Source organism: Sulfurimonas sp., assembly GCF_029027585.1.
Taxonomy (GTDB): Bacteria; Campylobacterota; Campylobacteria; order Campylobacterales; family Sulfurimonadaceae; genus Sulfurimonas.
Genome location: NZ_CP093397.1, coordinates 152,590 through 171,394, shown reverse-complemented (window position 1 = coordinate 171,394; position 18,805 = coordinate 152,590). Strand labels below are relative to the sequence as shown.

General features: G+C 30.2%; 22 protein-coding genes. 12 read left to right on the top strand and 10 right to left on the bottom strand.

Going from position 1 to position 18,805, the window contains the following annotated elements; all coding sequences use genetic code 11:
* Positions 1 to 7 precede the first annotated feature (7 nt).
* Positions 8 to 202, top strand: a complete 195-nt coding sequence (locus MOV50_RS00860; protein WP_321778563.1) for a sodium-dependent tyrosine transporter — start codon at positions 8 to 10, stop codon at positions 200 to 202.
* A gap of 181 nt (positions 203 to 383) precedes the next feature.
* Here the strand turns inward: MOV50_RS00860 and MOV50_RS00855 are convergent, their stop codons facing one another.
* On the bottom strand, positions 384 to 605 hold the full coding sequence (locus MOV50_RS00855) for a CopG family transcriptional regulator (protein WP_321778562.1): 222 nt from the start codon (positions 603 to 605) through the stop codon (positions 384 to 386).
* A gap of 213 nt (positions 606 to 818) precedes the next feature.
* On the opposite strand from MOV50_RS00855, the gene MOV50_RS00850 reads away from it, so the two are divergent.
* Positions 819 to 2,411: an IS1182 family transposase gene (locus MOV50_RS00850; RefSeq protein ID WP_321778561.1), complete on the top strand. Its 1,593-nt coding sequence runs from the start codon at positions 819 to 821 to the stop codon at positions 2,409 to 2,411.
* Between the two features lie 76 nt (positions 2,412 to 2,487).
* Here the strand turns inward: MOV50_RS00850 and MOV50_RS00845 are convergent, their stop codons facing one another.
* Positions 2,488 to 2,691, bottom strand: a complete 204-nt coding sequence (locus MOV50_RS00845) for a hypothetical protein (protein WP_321778560.1) — start codon at positions 2,689 to 2,691, stop codon at positions 2,488 to 2,490.
* A 216-nt stretch (positions 2,692 to 2,907) separates the two neighbouring features.
* On the opposite strand from MOV50_RS00845, the gene selD reads away from it, so the two are divergent.
* The 3 genes from selD (at position 2,908) to selB (ending at position 7,281) form a co-directional block, all read left to right on the top strand.
* Positions 2,908 to 3,942, top strand: a complete 1,035-nt coding sequence (selD, locus tag MOV50_RS00840; protein WP_321778559.1) for a selenide, water dikinase SelD — start codon at positions 2,908 to 2,910, stop codon at positions 3,940 to 3,942.
* Between the two features lie 161 nt (positions 3,943 to 4,103).
* The gene (gene selA, locus MOV50_RS00835) at positions 4,104 to 5,453 is read left to right on the top strand and encodes an L-seryl-tRNA(Sec) selenium transferase (protein ID WP_321778558.1); all 1,350 of its coding nucleotides are present in this window, start codon (positions 4,104 to 4,106) and stop codon (positions 5,451 to 5,453) included.
* A complete protein-coding gene (gene selB / locus MOV50_RS00830; RefSeq protein WP_321778557.1) occupies positions 5,446 to 7,281 on the top strand; it encodes a selenocysteine-specific translation elongation factor in 1,836 nt (611 codons plus the stop codon). Before selA ends, selB begins: the two co-directional genes overlap by 8 nt.
* 28 nt (positions 7,282 to 7,309) lie before the next feature.
* On the opposite strand, the gene MOV50_RS00825 is transcribed toward selB, so the two are convergent.
* From MOV50_RS00825 to MOV50_RS00805, 5 genes are read right to left on the bottom strand one after another with little or no spacing between them, the layout of a single operon-like run.
* Positions 7,310 to 8,446 (bottom strand): efflux RND transporter permease subunit, encoded by a 1,137-nt coding sequence (locus MOV50_RS00825; protein ID WP_321778556.1) that lies wholly within the window; start codon positions 8,444 to 8,446, stop codon positions 7,310 to 7,312.
* On the bottom strand, positions 8,406 to 8,990 hold the full coding sequence (locus tag MOV50_RS00820; protein ID WP_321778555.1) for a hypothetical protein: 585 nt from the start codon (positions 8,988 to 8,990) through the stop codon (positions 8,406 to 8,408). The genes MOV50_RS00825 and MOV50_RS00820 overlap by 41 nt, the downstream gene beginning before the upstream one ends.
* Positions 8,990 to 10,585, bottom strand: coding sequence for an efflux RND transporter permease subunit (locus tag MOV50_RS00815; RefSeq protein ID WP_321778554.1), 1,596 nt, complete (start codon positions 10,583 to 10,585; stop codon positions 8,990 to 8,992). The genes MOV50_RS00820 and MOV50_RS00815 overlap by 1 nt, the downstream gene beginning before the upstream one ends.
* Positions 10,586 to 10,594: 9 nt before the next feature.
* The gene (locus MOV50_RS00810) at positions 10,595 to 11,341 is read right to left on the bottom strand and encodes an efflux RND transporter periplasmic adaptor subunit (protein ID WP_321779687.1); all 747 of its coding nucleotides are present in this window, start codon (positions 11,339 to 11,341) and stop codon (positions 10,595 to 10,597) included.
* Positions 11,341 to 12,696, bottom strand: a complete 1,356-nt coding sequence (locus MOV50_RS00805) for a TolC family protein (protein ID WP_321778553.1) — start codon at positions 12,694 to 12,696, stop codon at positions 11,341 to 11,343. The genes MOV50_RS00810 and MOV50_RS00805 overlap by 1 nt, the downstream gene beginning before the upstream one ends.
* Positions 12,697 to 13,034: 338 nt before the next feature.
* Between MOV50_RS00805 and MOV50_RS00800 the strand changes: the two genes are divergently transcribed.
* Entirely contained in the window at positions 13,035 to 13,355 is a 321-nt protein-coding gene (locus MOV50_RS00800) for a hypothetical protein (RefSeq protein ID WP_321778552.1), read from the top strand.
* Positions 13,355 to 13,981, top strand: a complete 627-nt coding sequence (locus tag MOV50_RS00795; RefSeq protein ID WP_321778551.1) for a type III pantothenate kinase — start codon at positions 13,355 to 13,357, stop codon at positions 13,979 to 13,981. Before MOV50_RS00800 ends, MOV50_RS00795 begins: the two co-directional genes overlap by 1 nt.
* Here the strand turns inward: MOV50_RS00795 and MOV50_RS00790 are convergent.
* Positions 13,950 to 14,387, bottom strand: a complete 438-nt coding sequence (locus tag MOV50_RS00790) for a MarR family winged helix-turn-helix transcriptional regulator (protein ID WP_321778550.1) — start codon at positions 14,385 to 14,387, stop codon at positions 13,950 to 13,952. The genes MOV50_RS00795 and MOV50_RS00790 overlap by 32 nt on opposite strands.
* Before the next feature lie 119 nt (positions 14,388 to 14,506).
* On the opposite strand from MOV50_RS00790, the gene MOV50_RS00785 reads away from it, so the two are divergent.
* Both MOV50_RS00785 and MOV50_RS00780 read left to right on the top strand, forming a co-directional pair.
* A complete protein-coding gene (locus MOV50_RS00785) occupies positions 14,507 to 15,025 on the top strand; it encodes a YceI family protein (protein ID WP_321778549.1) in 519 nt (172 codons plus the stop codon).
* Positions 15,026 to 15,034: 9 nt separating this feature from the next.
* Positions 15,035 to 15,499, top strand: a complete 465-nt coding sequence (locus tag MOV50_RS00780) for a hypothetical protein (RefSeq protein ID WP_321778548.1) — start codon at positions 15,035 to 15,037, stop codon at positions 15,497 to 15,499.
* A 16-nt stretch (positions 15,500 to 15,515) separates the two neighbouring features.
* On the opposite strand, the gene MOV50_RS00775 is transcribed toward MOV50_RS00780, so the two are convergent.
* On the bottom strand, positions 15,516 to 16,013 hold the full coding sequence (locus tag MOV50_RS00775; RefSeq protein ID WP_321778547.1) for a hypothetical protein: 498 nt from the start codon (positions 16,011 to 16,013) through the stop codon (positions 15,516 to 15,518).
* Positions 16,014 to 16,097: 84 nt separating this feature from the next.
* On the opposite strand from MOV50_RS00775, the gene hisG reads away from it, so the two are divergent.
* From hisG to MOV50_RS00760, 3 genes are read left to right on the top strand one after another with little or no spacing between them, the layout of a single operon-like run.
* Entirely contained in the window at positions 16,098 to 16,721 is a 624-nt protein-coding gene (gene hisG, locus MOV50_RS00770) for an ATP phosphoribosyltransferase (RefSeq protein ID WP_321778546.1), read from the top strand.
* Positions 16,714 to 17,394, top strand: coding sequence for a class I SAM-dependent methyltransferase (locus MOV50_RS00765; RefSeq protein ID WP_321778545.1), 681 nt, complete (start codon positions 16,714 to 16,716; stop codon positions 17,392 to 17,394). Before hisG ends, MOV50_RS00765 begins: the two co-directional genes overlap by 8 nt.
* 23 nt (positions 17,395 to 17,417) lie before the next feature.
* Positions 17,418 to 17,747: a hypothetical protein gene (locus tag MOV50_RS00760; protein ID WP_321778544.1), complete on the top strand. Its 330-nt coding sequence runs from the start codon at positions 17,418 to 17,420 to the stop codon at positions 17,745 to 17,747.
* A gap of 23 nt (positions 17,748 to 17,770) precedes the next feature.
* On the opposite strand, the gene MOV50_RS00755 is transcribed toward MOV50_RS00760, so the two are convergent.
* A complete protein-coding gene (locus MOV50_RS00755) occupies positions 17,771 to 18,763 on the bottom strand; it encodes a hypothetical protein (protein ID WP_321778543.1) in 993 nt (330 codons plus the stop codon).
* Positions 18,764 to 18,805 lie beyond the last annotated feature (42 nt).

Sequence of the window (18,805 nt, the reverse complement as noted above, 5' to 3'; positions counted from 1 at the left end):
GATATAAATGTTTGTAAAACTAAATGAGAGAGTTTCTTTAAACCTAACTAAAATTACAAGAACAAAAATAGACCATGTAGAAGATGGGATTAGAGTTAGATTTTATGAAGGTCAAATCCAAGTTGCCAAATCTCAAAGATTTGAAAAAGTAAAAGATGCACAAAAATGGCTTGATAAATTGTTTAAGCAATTAGCTAAGTAAAATAAAAATAGGGGAATCTAACGGTTGAACTGAGTTAATTTGTTATGTGTTTAAAATCTACAACGGCTATAATGAGTTTTCTCTAAGTTGAGGATAAACAAAGTTTTTTATCTTAGAATATAATTTTTTATCTATCTTTTTTTTAACTTTTTCAAAAGTTTTAGTTTCAGCAATTTGATACCTAAACAATTGTATAGTCGCCTTTTTTGAAATCTTCTAATCCATTCATTAGATTTTCAACAAGCTCTTTATCTTCTAAAATTTCAGTCATTTCATCTTTTTCTACAAATTGCGATGAAGTTAAGTACTGCATTGTTGCAAACTCTATGAAATTTGAAAGATTTCTTCTTTGACCTTGGGCTGCGAGCTTAATCATATCATAGACAGAATCGTCAATTCTCATTGTAACTGTTTTTATAATATATTCCTTTTGTCAAAAATTTTAATTAATTGATGTAATATTTTGTGTATAAACATTCCATCTCGGGAGAGACTGTGAAATAACTACTATTTCCAGTCTCATTCATATAAACACATCCAATCAAGCAATTTAAAATCAATTTTTCAGTATAATAACACCAAACAAAGCCCTGTATTTAGGCTTTTAAGGCAACTAATGAGTGAACTATATAAACAAGGTTTAAATAGAAATCAGCAATTATTATTTCCACCAAGTATTGATGATTATGTAGATGAAGATAACAATGTAAGAGCAATAGATTCTTATGTAGAATTATTAGACTTAACTAAACTGCAGTTTTCAAATACAAGAAAAAGTGATAGAGCAGATGGACAGAAAGCATATAGTCCTAAAATGCTTCTAAAAATATATATCTATGGCTACCTCAATAAGATAAGAAGTTCAAGAGCATTAGAAAAAGAGTGTAAAAGAAACCTAGAACTAATATGGCTAGCACAAGACTTAAAACCAACATATAGGACTATATCAGAGTTTAGAGCAAGGAATCCAAAAGCACTAAAACAAGTATTTAAAGAGTTTGTAGTTTTATGTAAAAATATAGATTTAATAGGGGATGGATTAAAAGCTGTTGATGGAGCATTTTTAAGAGCGAATGCCTCTAAAAATCAACTAATATTGAAAAAGACACTGGATAAAGATTTAACTAAAATTGAAACTGAAATAGAAGAGTATCTCAAATCACTAGAGTATGCAGATAAAGAGAAACAACCATCAAGTATCATTAATAAACTACCAAAAGATTTAAGAAAACTAAAATATCAACAAGAAGAGTTATCTAAAAACTTAAAACTTTTAGAAGAGATGGGTAAAACTCAATATAATAAAACAGATTCAGATGCTTCTCTTATGAAAAAACCTGCACATAACCTTATGGCATATAATTCACAGATAGTTGTAGATGATTCATTTAAATTCATAGTAGCTACTGATATTTCAACAGTAGGTAGCGATAGAGCACAACTGCATAAGATGGCGAAAGAGACCAAAGAAAATCTAGGAGTAGATAAACTAAAGATAGTAGCTGATACAGGATATTATAGTGCTAAAGAATTTAAAAAATGTAGTGAAGATAATATTAATGCTATTGTTCCTTTAGCAAATATGAGACAAGTTCAAAAAGACAAAGGTAAATTTACAAGAGATGAATTTATTTACAATGATAACAATGATTGCTATATATGTCCTAATAATTATCAACTAAAAAAAAGAATTGCACCACAAATAAAGAATGATAAAGTTAATTTCATTTATACAGGTACAAGTGCAATATGTAAAGCTTGTCCTCTCAAAGATAAATGTATACCTACAAAAGCACCATATAAACAAATATATAGATGGGAACATGAGTATATAACAGAAGCACATAATAAAAAGATGCAAACTGAAGAATCTAAAGTAATAGTCAAAAAAAGAGGTTCAATAGTTGAACATCCATTTGGAACAATTAAAAGAACTTTAGGTTGGGATCATTATCTTGTTCGTGGCAAAGAAAAAGTATCAGGTGAAAATGCACTTATCATGTTTAGCTATAACTTTAAAAGACTTTTAAATTTGATAGGTATAAATCTATTTCAAAAACTGATGATAGCTTTAAAAGATAGAGATATAAGTTCCATAAAAGAAGAAATAGCTCAATATATAGCTAACTCTTTATTATATGTAGTTTGTTTTTTTAGAATTTACTTTATGCTTAAATTTAAAAGTAGAAAAGCTGTAATTTTAAGATAAAAAATCATCCCATTGGAGACCGTAAAATAAACTGTTGTTATTTCACAGTCTCGGGAGAGATGGAACGAGATAGTAATCATTCTTCGTGAATAATGCCAACTATTGTATGTCTTGCAAGTGGGTCAACATTTTCATCTTTCCAGTCCCATCTATCAGGCATACTGCTTTTGTAATTAGTTAATAGTTTGTCTTCATCTTTTGTTATCTTTACTTTTTTAGGTCTATTTTTATAAAAGGGCATGTTTGTCATGCAAGCAAGGTCTTTCATTATTAAATACATTTTGTATAAAATAACCTTAAATATCATTTGTGTATTAAGAAAATATTTTTTAAATACAACTTAAAAAGTAAAATATTTTTTACTATGTTAATGATACTTTAATTTTAAAATCAGTAAAATACAAAACATTACCTATGGATTGGGTGTACATAAATGTGATTCTTTTACTGCACTTTTACACTCCCCCCATATAATAAAATCATTTAAGGCTAATATATGAATAACGAAGCTAAGTTAACAAAGTTCGTTCAAGCAGCTGGTTGAGCAGCAAAGATGGGTCCGGGAGATCTAAAACATACAATTTGCTCACTTGTTCCAGATGACGAAAACTTGCTTGTAGGATTTGAAAATTCTGAAGATGCTTCAGTTTATAAAATAAATGAAAATGAAGCTTTAGTTCAAACAGTTGACTTTATTACACCTGTTGTTGATGACCCTTTTATATATGGGAAGATTGCTGCTGCAAACTCACTTTCAGATATATTTGCGATGGGAGCAGAGGTGAGAACTGCTTTAAATATCGTGGGGTTTGACAAGATAAATCATAACTATGAAGTTTTAAGTGAGATACTTAAAGGTGGAAATGAAAAGATAAAAGAGTGTGGTGGTATTTTAGTTGGTGGTCATACTATCGAAACACCTGAAATGTACTATGGCTTAAGCGTTACAGGAATGATACATCCAAGTAAGGTTTTAAGAAACAATACTCCAAAGATTGGGCATGTTTTAGTCTTAACTAAGCCCATTGGTATGGGTATTTTAACGACAGCGATTAAAAGAGATATGTTAAGTGAACAAACAATGCTAGAAACTATTAAAATCTTAGAAACTCTTAACTATCTTCCATCTAAGTTATTAGCTGAGTATGAAGTAAGTGCTTGTACTGATGTAACAGGTTTTGGTCTTTTAGGTCATGCACTAGAATCAACAAACGAGAGCGTAACACTATCCATAGATGCTAGTAGTGTTCCTGTAATGGTAGATGCATTTGAGTTAGCGGACAAAGATGTAGTTCCAGGTGGAAGTAAAAGAAATATGAAGTACTTAGAAGACAAGGTTACTTATGTCGGAGAGGCTTCAAAATATAAACTTATGTTTTGTGATGCACAAACATCGGGAGGACTTTTGATTTCTATGAAAGAAAGTGATGCCAAAGAGTATATAAAAAGAGTAGAAAATTTTACTTATGGTTATGCGTGTATTATAGGAAATATTATTCCTCGTGAAGATAGACCGTTAATAGTGTATTAGAGTTTGGCGAGAAGGCGAAGGAATCGAACCTCCCGAGGGTTTGTCAGCAAAACCTCCAGTCAGGGTTGAAACCTGTGGTGCCCACCAGGGTCACATGCCCCCAAATCTTGTACAACGAAAGTTTACAATAGAGTATATAAAAAACATCTAAAAGGGTAAAAATGTTTTTACTAAAATCAATTCCTAAAGTTGATAAGTTTGTTTTACATGAAGATTTTAAAGAATATTCAACTGCGTTAATAACAAGTTTAACGAAAGAAGTTTTACAAAATTTAAGAGAAAATATTTTAAATGAAAATATAACAGAGTTTAAAAAAGAAGATTTAATCTTAGAAGTTTTACAAAAATATAAAAAGATAACAACACCATCTTTAAAAAAACTTATCAATGCAACGGGTGTTATAGTTCATACAAATTTAGGTAGAAGTCTGATAGATGAGAAGGTGTTTGAGAAAATCAAAACTCTGGCTTCTAGTTACAACAACTTAGAATATGATTTAGACAAAGGTAAAAGAGGGGAGAGATACTCTCATATTTCAGATGTAATATGTAGAGTTCTTGGTTGTGAAGATGTTTTAATAGTGAACAATAATGCAAGTGCTGTTTTTTTGATACTTAATACTTTTGCTAAAAGAAAAGAAGTAATAGTAAGTCGTGGAGAACTTGTAGAAATTGGTGGAAGTTTTAGAATCCCTGATGTTATGAGAGATAGTGGTGCTAAACTTGTTGAAGTTGGTGCTACAAATAAAACACATCTACACGATTATGAAGATGCCATAACTCAAAAAACATCAATGCTTATGAAAGTACATAAATCAAACTATTCCATAGAAGGGTTTAGTAGTGAAGTAAAGTTTAAAGAGTTAGTTGAGTTAGCATCTAGGCATGATGTAATTGACTACTATGACATGGGAAGTGGACATCTGTTTGACTTGCCTTACGGTCTAGATGCTTATGAACCATCAGTTTTGGAGTATATGAAACTAAACCCATCTTTACTTAGTTTTTCAGGAGATAAGCTTTTAGGTAGTGTTCAAGCAGGAATCATCGTTGGAAAAAAAGAGTATATATCAAAGTTAAAGAAAAATCAGTTACTAAGAATGTTAAGAGTTGATAAGATTACTTTAGCAATTTTAGAAGAAAATATAACTTCGGTTTTACTTGGTAAGTTAGAAGATATTCCAACACTTAAAATGCTTTTTAGTAGCGTTGATGAGTTAAAACAAAATGCCAAAAAATTCCAAAATGGAATCTCTGATATAGCAGAGTGTCAAATCATTGAAACTAAAACTGTTATAGGTGGTGGAACTACGCCAAACAGAACTATACCAACCATCGCTTTGAGTATAAAAGTTAAAAATTTTAAACCAAATAAGATGGAAAAATTATTTAGAGCCAAAAGAATTATAGGTCGCATAGAAAATGAAAGATTTTTAATAGATTTTAGAGCAATACAAGAAAAAGAAATTCAAGAGCTTATAAATGCAACAAAAGAGATAGTAAATGACTAACTTTATCATAGGTACTTGTGGTCATATAGACCATGGAAAAACAGCACTCATTAAAGCTTTGAATGGTTTTGAAGGTGATAGTACAAAAGAAGAACAAGAGCGTGGTATAACCATAGACCTTAGTTTCTCAAACATAAAAAAAGATGATAAAAACATAGCTTTCATTGATGTCCCTGGGCATGAAAAACTTGTAAAAAACATGATAGCTGGAGCATTTTCTTTTGACTGTGTTCTTATAGTCGTTAGTGCGGTTGAAGGTATCAAACCACAAACCATAGAGCATCTAGACATTTTAAATCTCTTAGGTGTTAAAAATGCAGTATTAGTGATTAGCAAAAAAGACTTAGTGAGTGAAGATGAGTTAAAAACAAAACTCAGAGATATACAACTGTTTATATCTGCTTATGATTTTGATGTTAAGTTTTGCATGGGTGTTTCTATTTATGATGAGAAAAGCATTGAAGATTTAAAAGAGAAATTATTTTGTCTAGATGCTAGTTCAAGAGTAGAAGAAAATTTCTTTAGATGCTATGTTGATAGAGCTTTTAGTATTAAAGGGGCTGGAACTGTTGTAACTGGAACTGTTTTAGGTCAAGCTTTACATAATAATGACAAAGTTTTTATCTGTGATATGAAAAAAGAGAGTAAGGTTAAAAATATTCAAGTACACGACATAGATGTAGATGTAGCAAATATTTCAAATAGAGTTGCAATAAACTTAGCGAACATAGATGCTAAGAGCATAAAAAGAGGTTTTCTCCTTAGTAAAAAAGGATATATTAGAGGGTTTCATTCGGTTGATATATCTTTTAAAACACTCAGTAAAAAGTATTTACATCACAACAGAAACTACTCTATATATATAGGTTCAAAAAAGATTGATGCAAAAATTTTACTTTTTAATTCTGAATCATCTCTGACGCAAGGTTTTGCAACTATAAAAAGTAATGAAGATATATTTAGCATCTATAATGAAAAAATAATTATCAGAGATAGCGGAGTAAGTGTGGCTGGTGGAGTTATACTAAACCCTGTAAGTGAGCCTATGAAAAAAACTCAAAAATTAGACTTACTAAAGGCACTAGAAGCTAAAGATATTCAAAAAGCCTACTCCATACTTTTAAAGGCACATAAAAAAGGTTTAGGTTTAATCTCCTCTGCTCAAAGATTTTCGCTCTCTCATCAAGAGGCCTTAAATTATGCTAAAAAATTGGAAAGTTGTTTTGTAGATGAAAAAGAGTTAATAATCTATCCTAGTACAACACAAGAAATTATCTATCAAAATATAAAAGATATATATACAAAAAATCAATATGCACTTTTATCTAACTCATCTATAAAACTTAGATTAAAGTGGGCAAGTGAAGCTTTTATAGAAGTTGTGTTAAAAGAACTTTTAGAAGAAGAGTTTTTAGTTAAAGATGGCAACTTATATCAAAATGCAAACATAAAAGAAGATTTTAAAAGTTCACTAGAAGGTGTTGTTTTAAAACGCTTAGAAGAAGAGGGCTTTGCTCCTACTGCTCCGTATAATATCTATGATGAGTTAGATTTAGATAGAAAAATGGGTGATACAATACTAAAATCATTAACTTCAAAAAAACAAATCATAAGACTTCAACACAATTTGTTTATCCATGCAAGCTCTTTAAGTAAGCTTGTCTTTGATATGAAAGAAATTATAAAAAAAGAGGGTTATATAGATATAGCAAATTTTAAAAAAGCACACCCTCTTAGTAGAAAGTATATCATTACTTATTTAGAGTATTTAGATAATTTTTCACAGATAAAAAAAGAGGGCAATAAAAGAGTTTTTGAGGTTATCTAGTTGTAAAAACTTACAACTAGATATATATTTATATATTAAAATGCTTCTTTAAATCAGTGTTAAACATCAACACAGGAACAACAAGAAGTGAAGCTACAACTGCTGCTATTGTTCCAAAGATTAGAGCAACTCCAAGACCGCCAAATACAGCATCTCCAGCTAAAAGCGTAGATGCTAAGATAATTGCTGCAGCTGTTAAGAAAATAGGCTTAGCACGAGTAGATGCAGCGTGAGCTATAGCTTCATCTTTTTTCATATTTTTATCTCTCATAAGTGACTTAGTAAAGTCTATAAGAAGAAGAGAGTTTCTTGAACTAATACCAATAAGAGCAATAAAGCCTATAAGTGAAGTTGCAGTTAGGAAAAAAGTATCTGGCGTAAATACATCCATAATCCAGTGACCTACAATTACTCCAATAATGGAGAGAAAAGATCCTAAAAGAATGATCCCACTAATAGCATAACTTTTATAGTAAATTACCATAAGTAAAAAGATTAGTATAAGTGCGGCGATAAAAGCAGCACCAAGCTCAACAAAAGTATCTAGTGTTACTTCCATCTCTCCATCCCATAATAATTTATAAACACTTTTTGTTTTTTTATCTGTAAGTTGAAGGTTGAATATTCCAATCTTTTGGATTTCATATTCATCTTTAAATGTGTCTAGTATAGTGTTTCTTGCTTCCATTAAAGGATAAACTTGAGATACCATATCTGTTTCAGCCACTACATTCGTCATTTGGTGAAGATTTTTACTCATTATAAACGGGTTAGACTTTTTAGGCACGATTGTCACAATCTCTATTAGAGGTATCATCATGCCCATTTTATTCATTAGTTTTAATGAACCTAGTTTTGCTTTTACTGAGTTAATATCTTTAGAAGTGAATTTTTTAGACTCTTGAGATAATGATAAATAGATAGGAATCTGGTCATTATAAACATCAGAGTTTTTAACAGCTATTTGCATACCTTCAAATGCAAGGTAAAGGATTTCATTTAACTGTTTTATACTTACACCAGAACGAGCAATTTTAGTGCTATTTACTTGCACTTCATAAGTATCATAAATCTCATCTTGCATGATATCAATATCTACTAAGGTAGCAGTATTTTTAAAAACATCAGATACCTTTAAAGCTAGTTTTTCTAATTCCTTTAGCATCGCTTCCATATATTTCAGCAACTATAGCAGCAAGTACAGGAGGTCCAGCAGGTGGCTCTACAAAAGAGATAATAGTATCTTCATAAATTTTTTCGCAGTTTTTTACGATAACAGGACGCATGCGTTGAACCATTAAAAATGAAGGTTCATCTCTATGATGTTTTTTTGTTAAGTTTAAAACAACCTCTGCAACATTTTCAGAGTTTTTAAAGTGAGAGCCTTTGATAAGACCAGCAAAATCAAGAGGAGAACCCATACCTAAAAATACTTCTATATCAACAACTTCATGTTCTTTTTGAACATAAGCAACTATACAGTCTGTTACTTCTTTTGTTTGTTGTATTGAACTTCCAGTAGCAAGTGTTGCATAGATATTAAAAGTGTCATTATTTTTTCCAGGTAGCATTTTTGCTAAAACCATTTTAGATGGAGCAATCATTAAAATAGAAAGTATAAAAGCAACAAGAGTTACAATTAAAACAATTTTTCTTTTAGATGCACTTTGAATAATACTTAAGATGATTTTTTCAAATTTATCAAACATTAGTGAGCTCCTTTTTTGCTAAAATCTGGACGCTTTAACATCCGTACAGCTAAGTAAGGTGTAAATATATAAGCTATAAATAAAGAAGCTATAAGAGAAACAGGAACATTTGCAGGGATAGGTTGCATAAATTGACCCATCATTTGACCAACAAATGCCATCGGTACCATTGTCATTATGATTGCTAAGGTTGCAATATTTGTTGGAGGTCCAATTTCATCAGTTGCTCTAATCATTAAATCATCTTTATTACAATGTGCAGAAGCCTCATCGTGATAATGTCTATGTATATTTTCTATAACAATAATTGCGGCATCTACTAATAGTCCAAGAGAGAGTAAAAATGCAAAAAGGGTGATTCGATTTATAGTTTGACCTGTTAAGTAGGCTACAAAAAGTGTTATCGCTAAGATGGCAGGAACTGTAAATGTCACTATAAGTGATTCTCTCCAGCCAAGAACAAGAGCAAGTAAAATAGCGATAATGACGATAGATAAAACTAAGTGATATACAAGTTCATTAACTGCTTCATTTGCTCTTTGCCCATCATTTCTTGTTATAACAAAACTTATACCATTTTCATGTAAAAATGCTTTAAAATTTTCTAGCTCATCTCTAACCGCATCTGCGATTAAAACAGCATTTGTACCTTGAAGTTTTGAAACTGTAAGGGTCACCTGGTCTTGAAGAGGAGAAAACTTGCCGTTTTCATCTTTAACACTTATTTGAACTGATTTAAAATTTTGAATGTCATAAGATTTTTCTACTTTAGCAACTTGATTGAGGTAGATTGGAGAACCCATATATTGTGCAACTATGATACTGCCAATATCTTTTTCATTCTCAATAGCATTTTTTACTCCAACCATAACGATTTTGTTGTCTTTAGTTCTGTTCTTAACTGAAGGAACACTATATGAAAGTGATTGAACTGCTTTAACGATTTGTCCCATTGAAAGGTTAAAACCGGAGAGTTTATGTAAATCTACTTCTATATTAAACTGAGTTTTATTTCCACCTTTGATTTCTGTTACAGCAACATTATTTAAACCATTTAAATGATGTTGTACTTTTTTTACTTTGTCATAAAGTTCAGTTTTGCTCATATTTGGATTATTTGAGAAAAATGCAACAGAAACAATAGGAATATCAATATCTATATCCAAAGGTTTTACAATAGGATTCATAGCACCTTTGGGAAAAATATCATAATTTTGCATAATTTTATCATATACTTTTAGGTTTGAATCTTCTTTAGCTTCACCTATAAAAAAGGCAGCATTTACGATTCCTACATTATCCATTGCAGTTCCATAAATATGTTCAACACCTTTTATCTCTTTCATTTTTCTCTCAAGAGGTTTAACTATAACTCTTTGTATCTCAGCAGCACTTGCTCCTGGAAGAGCAACGATTACCGTTGAGCCACTAACTACCATTTGTGGATTTTCTTCACGAGGCATAATCATAAGTGAGAGATAACCGATAGCTAGTAAAAAGATACCAAGTACAACAGTTAAAGGATTTCTTAAAAATGCTTTGGCTAATTTACCTGCCGAGTCAGTTGGTATATAAGGTTTTATATCTTTATTCATATTTTCGCCTTAGTTTATATCTATTGTTGCATACATACCAGGATAGACTGATTTGTTATTTGTTTTAAAAGATATTTTTATTTTGAAAGTGTGTGTCATTGGGTTTGAACTAGGTATAATGGCACTTACTTTACCGATGCTTTTTAAGTTTAATGAAGGAATTTTTACAATAACTTTTGTTCCATGTTTTATACGATTTAAATTACTCTCAGCTATTTCAGCACTTATTTTTAAATCACTTAAATCAGAAAGAATGATAGCTGGCATTCCTGGCATTGCCATCTCTCCAACTTTGATATTTTTAGCAACTACAACGCCATCATTTGGAGCTTTTACATTTAAGTATCTGTACTGGTTAAGAACTTCTTGAAGTCTTGCCTTAGCGATTGAAATCATATCTTGAAGATTTAAAGAAGCAAGTTCTAGGTTTTCAACTTCATATTTAGAAACCATATCTTTTGCAAGTAGTCTTTTGTATCTATCTAGGTTTAGTTTTATATTTGTGTATTGATTTTGATACATTTGAAGGCTCAGTTCTGATTGTCTTTTTGCAGAATCTATCTCTCTCGAATCGATACTATAAAGGATTTGATTTTTACTTACTTTTTCACCCTCGCTAACATTTACCTGTGTAACAAAACCCATAAAACGACTTGTAATCATCTTCTGGTTATCTGAAATTACACTTCCTGAGAGAGTGATAGTTTCAGCTAGTAGTGAAGCTCCAAGTGCGATTAATATTAAGACTTTTTTTATCATTTATTTTCTCCGTTTGCTAGTTTTTCAAGAGCAAATATTCGCTCATTTCTTTTGTTTTGTACCATCTGTAGTTCTAGTATTTTTTGAATTTGTTGCGATTGTTTTATGATTACATCACTCATAGAAGATAATTTTTCTCTATATCTACCTTCATAGTTTTTATAAATAGTATCTGCTAGTTTTAACTCTTTTTCTAAAGAACTTATTTGAGAGTTATAAGTTTTAATCTCTGTTCTTATTTTAGATATTTTAAGAGCGATGCCTTTTTTTGCCAGAAGAACTTGAGTTTTTGTTTTCATTTGCTCTATTCTTGATTTCTCTACTTTAGCACCGTCGATGCCACCGTTAAAGATATTCCAAGTTAGTCTTGCTCCAACAGTGTAGGCTTTGTGATCGTTTGCATTTCCTAAAAAACTATCATCAGCAGTAGAAACTTCTCCAAATGCTCCTATCATAGGATAATAAGATGATTTTGAAACATCAAGCATACTTTTTCGAACTTCTAAACCTGTTGTTGCTTTTTGTATATCAAGGTTGTTACTTAAAACTTCTTCATCACTAAAAGTTGGCATAACAACATCAGTATCTGGAGTTGAGATACTTGTTACTTTTTCATTTAGTAAAAAACTTATATAGTGATAAAGTAGTTTTTGATTTGACTCCATTTGAAGAACTAATCTTTTAACATTTCCTTTTTTAGCTTGAACTTCTAAAAGGTCAACTTTTTTAGCATAACCAACTTCTATCATCTGTTGTGTCATATCTTCTAGCGTAGCGATATTTGTAAGTATTGTATTTAAGTGTTTAGTAGAGGCACGAAGAAGAGCCATATCATAAAAGCTTTTTCTCATCTGATATGTTTTTTCATTTATAACTTGAGTTTTTTCAAGTTTTTTCATTTTTGTCATAGAATCCATAATGTCAACATAGCTAGATATTTGAAATCCTGTAAAAAGAGGAACTTCATACTTAAGTTTACTTTGAAAAAAGTTTCTAGCATCTGGATAGTTTAAATCTTGTGGTGGAGTATCGTTTGAAATCTTACCAAAGTCAGCAAAACCAAAGTCATTAAATGTTGCTTCTCTTGAAGTTAGTTTAAAACCAAAAACATTTCCAGCGTCATCAGAGTTTGCAAACTCTTGAATAAAATCTAGTTTACCCCAGTGCGCACCACTCACACTATCAGCTTGAGCTTTTGCAGCATCTACATCTAAAGAAGCTGTCTTTATTTCTAGATTTTTTGATTTTAGAATTTCTAGTGCTTCATCTAATGTAAGAGATTTTGAATAAATTGCATTAGAAGCATTTAGCACTAAAGCAGAAAAAAGAAGTATGCTAACTAGTCTTTTCATTAATTCTCCTTTGTTTTTTTATTTATATTTAAATTAAGTTGAGATTATACCTTTTATCACATTAAAATCACATTATAATATTTTAGATATAATTATTTGTATGAAACTAGTTATTATACTATTAATTTTTTTTATATATCTAGATGCAAGTCAACATCAAAATAGTTTGTCAAAAGAAACATCTCCATATTTCTTTATAGTGCAAGTGACGCTGACATAAATCACAATGAGGGAAAATATTTGGTTTGCACTCTTAGAAGTTGTTTCGCATCTACATCAAACTTTTATGAAATAAAAGATAAAATACAGGCATACAATATAAAGGTGCACAAATAGATATGCAAATGATGGTGGACTCTCTTAGACAAAAAGGGAAAATTTATAAAAAAATGCAAGAGGTTAGCCCTAAAGAGTTGGCTATTCGTAATAAAATAAAAATATATAAAGCAACAGATACAAGAGGTTATTTTTGGGCGATTTTTGCAATAAGTCAAAAGAGCAGACTTCTTATGAAAGATGTTCATAAGTTTGAAGAAATTTTTGCAAAACTTGTTGTTTATTTTGGGCATGACTTTAAACATAAACTTATCTTTATAGATGCACCACTTTGTTCTAAAGCAAAAGAAGCTTTTAAAACACAAGGCTGGAAAATTCAGTAATGTTTCTTTGTGATATAGGAAATACTTCATATCATTTTTTAAGAGATGAAAAAGATTTTAAAGAAGATGTCAGCTCATTTGACCCAGCACTAATAAAAGAAAAAATTTACTATATTTGTGTAAATAAAAAAATCAAATATATTTTAAAAGACTTAGAAAACTGGATAGACCTCTCAAAAAAAATAGATATGAGCAAATATTATGAAACAATGGGCATAGACAGGATAGTAGCATCTAGGGCTGTGACAGATGGAGTTATCGTAGATGCAGGTAGTGCAATAACTGTTGATGTAGTTAAAAATGGCAAGTTTATTGGTGGTTTTATCTATCCTGGACAAAGAGCGATGAGTAAAACTTATAAAGATATATCTCCTGCTCTGGATTATGAGTTTAACTTTGATATAGACTTAAATACTTTACCAAAAAATTCCATAGATGCTATAAGTTATGGTTTTTTAAAAACACTACACAATGAAGTTATATCTTACAATATGCCAATAGTCTTAACAGGCGGAGATGCAAAAGAATTTCAAAAGATTTTTATAGATGCTAGAGTGGATGAAAACTTGATTTTTTGTGGGATGAAAAATATTATCACTTTGTTTGAGAAGAAACTAGCTTTGTAAGTAAGCTAAAAAGAGTAGTTTTTTCTTCTTGGTTTAGAGCAGATGTTAAACTTTCATTAATTGCTTTTGCAAAGGGTAATAGTTCATTTAAAAGTTTTTCTCCACTATTTGTAAGTGATACTAGGCGTTTTCTTTTATCTTTTTTATCGACTACTCTTTTTATACAACCTTTTTCTTCAAGCCTATTCATTAATCTTGCAGTAGCAGGTTCATCACCATTCGTTTGATTTGCAATATCTTTTTGGGTTAAGTTCTTTTTCTTAAATATTATTAGTAGTATTCCAAATTGATGAACTGTTACCTTTTTGTCTTTTAGTGCAGCGTCTAGTTTTTGTTTCATCTCAAGGCTTAAAACATTTATGAGATATCCAAGTGAGTCATTTAAATTATAATTTTTTGCTTCCATAGAGGAATTTTAACATATATTAAATTTACTTGTCCTTAACAAGTATTTAAGTTTAAATTATATATACTTGTAAATGACAACTAATTGGAGCTACTAGTTCTAAATAAAAAGGATTTAAAATGTTAAAAAAAATAACATTTGTTATATTAAGTAGCATGCTACTTTTGGCGGGAGAATTTAGTTTAGATACATCAAAATCACAGGTGTATTATGAAGCAAAAAAAGATCAGTTCTTTAGTACTTATACTATACTTGGAACAAATAAAGGTCTTAAAGGAACTTTGGAAAAAGCAGATTATGGGTATAAAGGTGAACTTAGTATAGATGTTCTCTCATTTGATAGTGATGATGAAAGAAGAGACAAAAATGTAGAAGAGTATTTGAATGCTAAAAAGCATAAGTTAATGACTTTCATCTATGAAATTAACAACAATCAAGCAATGGGGACTATGACCATTAATGGTGTAAGTAAGGAGATGGTTTTTCCTGTAAATATAAAAGAGGATGATAGTAGCTTAGCAATTGATGGAAATATTACTATTAAATATACAGATTTTAATGTAGAAACTCCATCAAACTTTATATTGAGTGCACATGAAGATTTAACCATTGGTGCAAAACTATATTTTAGTAAATAAGGAAATAAAATGAAATCATTTATGAACTTTTTACAAGAAATAGGTAGCATTATGTATGTTGGGGGAATTCTCTCCCACATAATTATAGGGGCAAATTTCGGTCATTTAGACCCACAAACTGCATATACAGTTGCGATGTATAAGGAGATTAGTGCATATATATTAATATTGCCAGGCTTAGGTTTAAAAATATTTTCAGATATATACTTGTACTACAGCTATGATGTAAAACCCAATTATATGAAAGTAAAGTTTGTGTTGATTACATTTTTAAGTATAAATGCTTTTTTCTTTTTAGTACCAATGATGCCAGAACTTGTTACTTTAGCTAAAGAGTCGGTAGAAGCTGGAGAGTTTACACAAACATTTTTAGATAGGTCACATACAGAAGGTTTGATAGGTATGTCAAATGCTATACCATTAGTCTTAGAGATAATATTGACTTCATTTAAACCAAAAATATTTGGAAAATAAAGAATTTAGGAATTGCTTACTTTTTAATCTTTTTAAAAGTCATATTAAAAGGTGGGGTGTGGCAACTTCCTATAAACTTTAAAATAACACCATCTTTATATTTATTTTTTGGCTCTGTAAAAATAACAGAGATGGCGGACTCTTTAGGTTTTCTTTTTGAAAGTACATCTTTAAAAACCCAAACTTCATAATAAACATTATCTTCATGGGAAACTAAACGAGTTTCAAGTAAGTCTTTTTCATTAAAATTACAATGTTTTTTAAATACATTTAAAATGTACTTATAGTTTCCTTTTTCAAAAGCGATACTTTTACCTTTTTTCCCTGCCCATATATTGCTGTAATAGTCAGCTTTTTCAGTGGATTTAACTTTGTTATATCTAGTAGGATGCATTGACATCTCTAAGTTTTTGTTCTGTTGTGTAGCTTGGTCTTGCACCATTGTAGAACATCCACTAAAAAATATGAAAGTTATAAATGTTGTGATAAGTAAAGTAAAAGATTCTTTTTTCATAGAATAGATTATACCTTATCATAAAACTTTGAGCAATATTTAGGTAAAATACTAAAAATATAAATATATATAAGGTCGTTATAAATGCTTACAGTAGCACTTCCAAAAGGTCGTATAGCCAAAGAAACTTTAGAAATTTTTGAAACTATTTTTGGTGATAGTTTTAAATTTGATGACAGAAAGCTTATCTTAGATACTCCAGAGTTTCGTTTTTTACTTGTTAGAAATCAAGATGTAGCGACTTATGTTTTTCATCAAGCTGCTGATATTGGTGTAGTTGGGCTTGATACTTTAGAAGAACAAGGCTTAGATGTTATTCGTCTTCTTGATTTAAAGCGTGGGATTTGTAAAGTTTCTATTGGTATGAAAAAGGGTGAAAAACTTGACCTGAATAAGCCAGATATAAAAGTTGCTTCAAAGATGGTAAACATTACTAAACGCTACTTTGAAGATAGAGCAGTTTCTGTTGATATTATTAAACTTTATGGTTCTATTGAACTTGCTCCTATTATTGGTCTTGCTGATATGATAGTTGATGTTGTTGAAACAGGTGCAACTATGAAGCAAAATGGTTTAGAAGTAGTTGAGGATATTATGACTTCTTCAACATATTTGATTGCAAATAAAAATAGTTACATCGCTAAAAAAGATGAAGTTTTAGATATTTATGAAAAAATAAACGAAGTTATTAAAGCAGAAAATGACTAACTTAGACCTCTATGCAAAAGCTGAGCATCTACTAGGTATAGAAGAGGCAACAGAAGCACTATATGACCTTTATCGCTCAGAACTTGATGAGTATAAAGTTAAGACTCTTTTAGATGTTGGCTGTGGTCGTGGTGGTTTTATGAAACGAATGATTAGCGATGGAGTTGAGTGCAAAGGTATTGACTTAAGTTTGGTTATGGTTGATGAGTGTAAAGCACAAGGCTTAGATGCTAAGTGTATAGATGCTAAAGATGCAAGTGGAAAATATGATGCTATTGTTTGTATATTTGATGTGTTAAACTTTATGAACAAAAATTCTTTACTAGAGTTCTTAGATGCTATTTCAAATAGACTAAATGATGATGGAGTTTTTATAGCTGATATAAATACTTTGTATGGTTTTAGTGATGTTGCAGAAGGAACTATGAGTAGTGAAAATGAGAGTGAATTTTTAGTTGTAGATGCCAAGTTTACAAATGATGAACTTCACACAAAATTTACCCTATTTGAGAAGAATGATTTTGAATATAAAAAGTATCAAGATACTATTGTTCAGTATTTCCATAAAATAAAAACTTTTCAAAAACTTGCATCTTTAAAACTAATAGATAAGCAAATATTTTCTCTTTATGATACTGAGGATAAGACACTTCTTATTTTTAAAAAGAAATAATAATAGATAAAAAGGAACTTGTTATGAATGGCAATATAGTCGTAACCTATAAAATACTGTGTGATTCAGATTTGAACATGAATGTTACACTTCAAAAACTACTTTTGAATGAGAAAGTATCTAAAGCAATTAAAAGTGAATTTGCAAAAGGTCTTAGAAATATTGAACTAAATACAGATGCTAAAGAAGCATCCCTTAGAGTAGAAACTACTAAAGAGTTATATACTTTTGAAGTATTTAAAGATGATTTCGCAGATATACTTGTTTTAGCTGAGGAAGATGCAACTTCAAGAAAGTTATTTAAAAAAGATTGTAGTCGTGTGGAATTAGTTGATATTGAGACTCTAATTTAAAGAAAGAATTTCATCAAGAAATATTAAAACATATAATTAAGCCTTAATCCATATACTAAACTAGATTGCTCATCATTTGAGAGTGATAGTACACCACCAGCTGGGTCAGTTGGGCCAGAACCATAGCTTACTTGAGTGACATTGGAAAGATAGTTATAGTCTGCATATATAGATACATAAGTCTGCTTAGCAAACTTATAGCCTAGCTGTATATCTAAATCAACCCCTTTCGAATTTTGTGTATCACTCAATTTTCTATTAACAGAAGTAGAAAATGGAAAAGAGTAGCGTGTGTATGCCCCTGTGTATGTTGCAAATTTACGATATTGAGAAATTGCAAAATCCATATTTAGTAACCATTTATTTTTAAATTTAAGATTATAATTTATACCAAGTTTAGCTCCAAACAAGTTTTCAGATATTTTATCTTTTAAGTGAACAGTTATACTTCCACCTATGATATTACCCTTAATATCAGTATCTTGATTGTTTGATCTATATGATGGCCCCGTAAATATACTCAATGAAGCATCATCTCCTAGTGCATACTCAAAAGATAATAATATGTCAGCACCCCAATGTCTAAGTTTTTGCTCAATATTAGTGTTTAATGTATTTCCTGTATTTGTCCTAAAACCATTTGAGTTATCAAGCTCTACCCATCCATATTTTTTTCCTACTCCATTGTCCTTAAAATTTTTAGTATTTGATGCTTGGGCAGTTATATGCCATACTTTAGAATAAATTTTTATGCTATTGGCACCTGCAAAAGTAATAGGAAGATGAGTTCCAAAGGTAATAGCTACAGAGTTTCCTTTTGCATTATTAGAATCAGTATCTAAGTTTTTTTTTCTTTTAAATGGTAGATTCTCTCCACGGAGAGCAAAAAAATGATTTTTTGCAAATGCTATATTTGCTAAGCCTAATTCTAAAGAAGCATAAAATTTTGAATTTTCTTGGGCAGATAATAGAGTTGAGATTAGAGTAATAATAAAAATAATTCTTTTGATATTCATTTGTTTATCCTTATACTTATTATAAGATAATACAAAATAGTG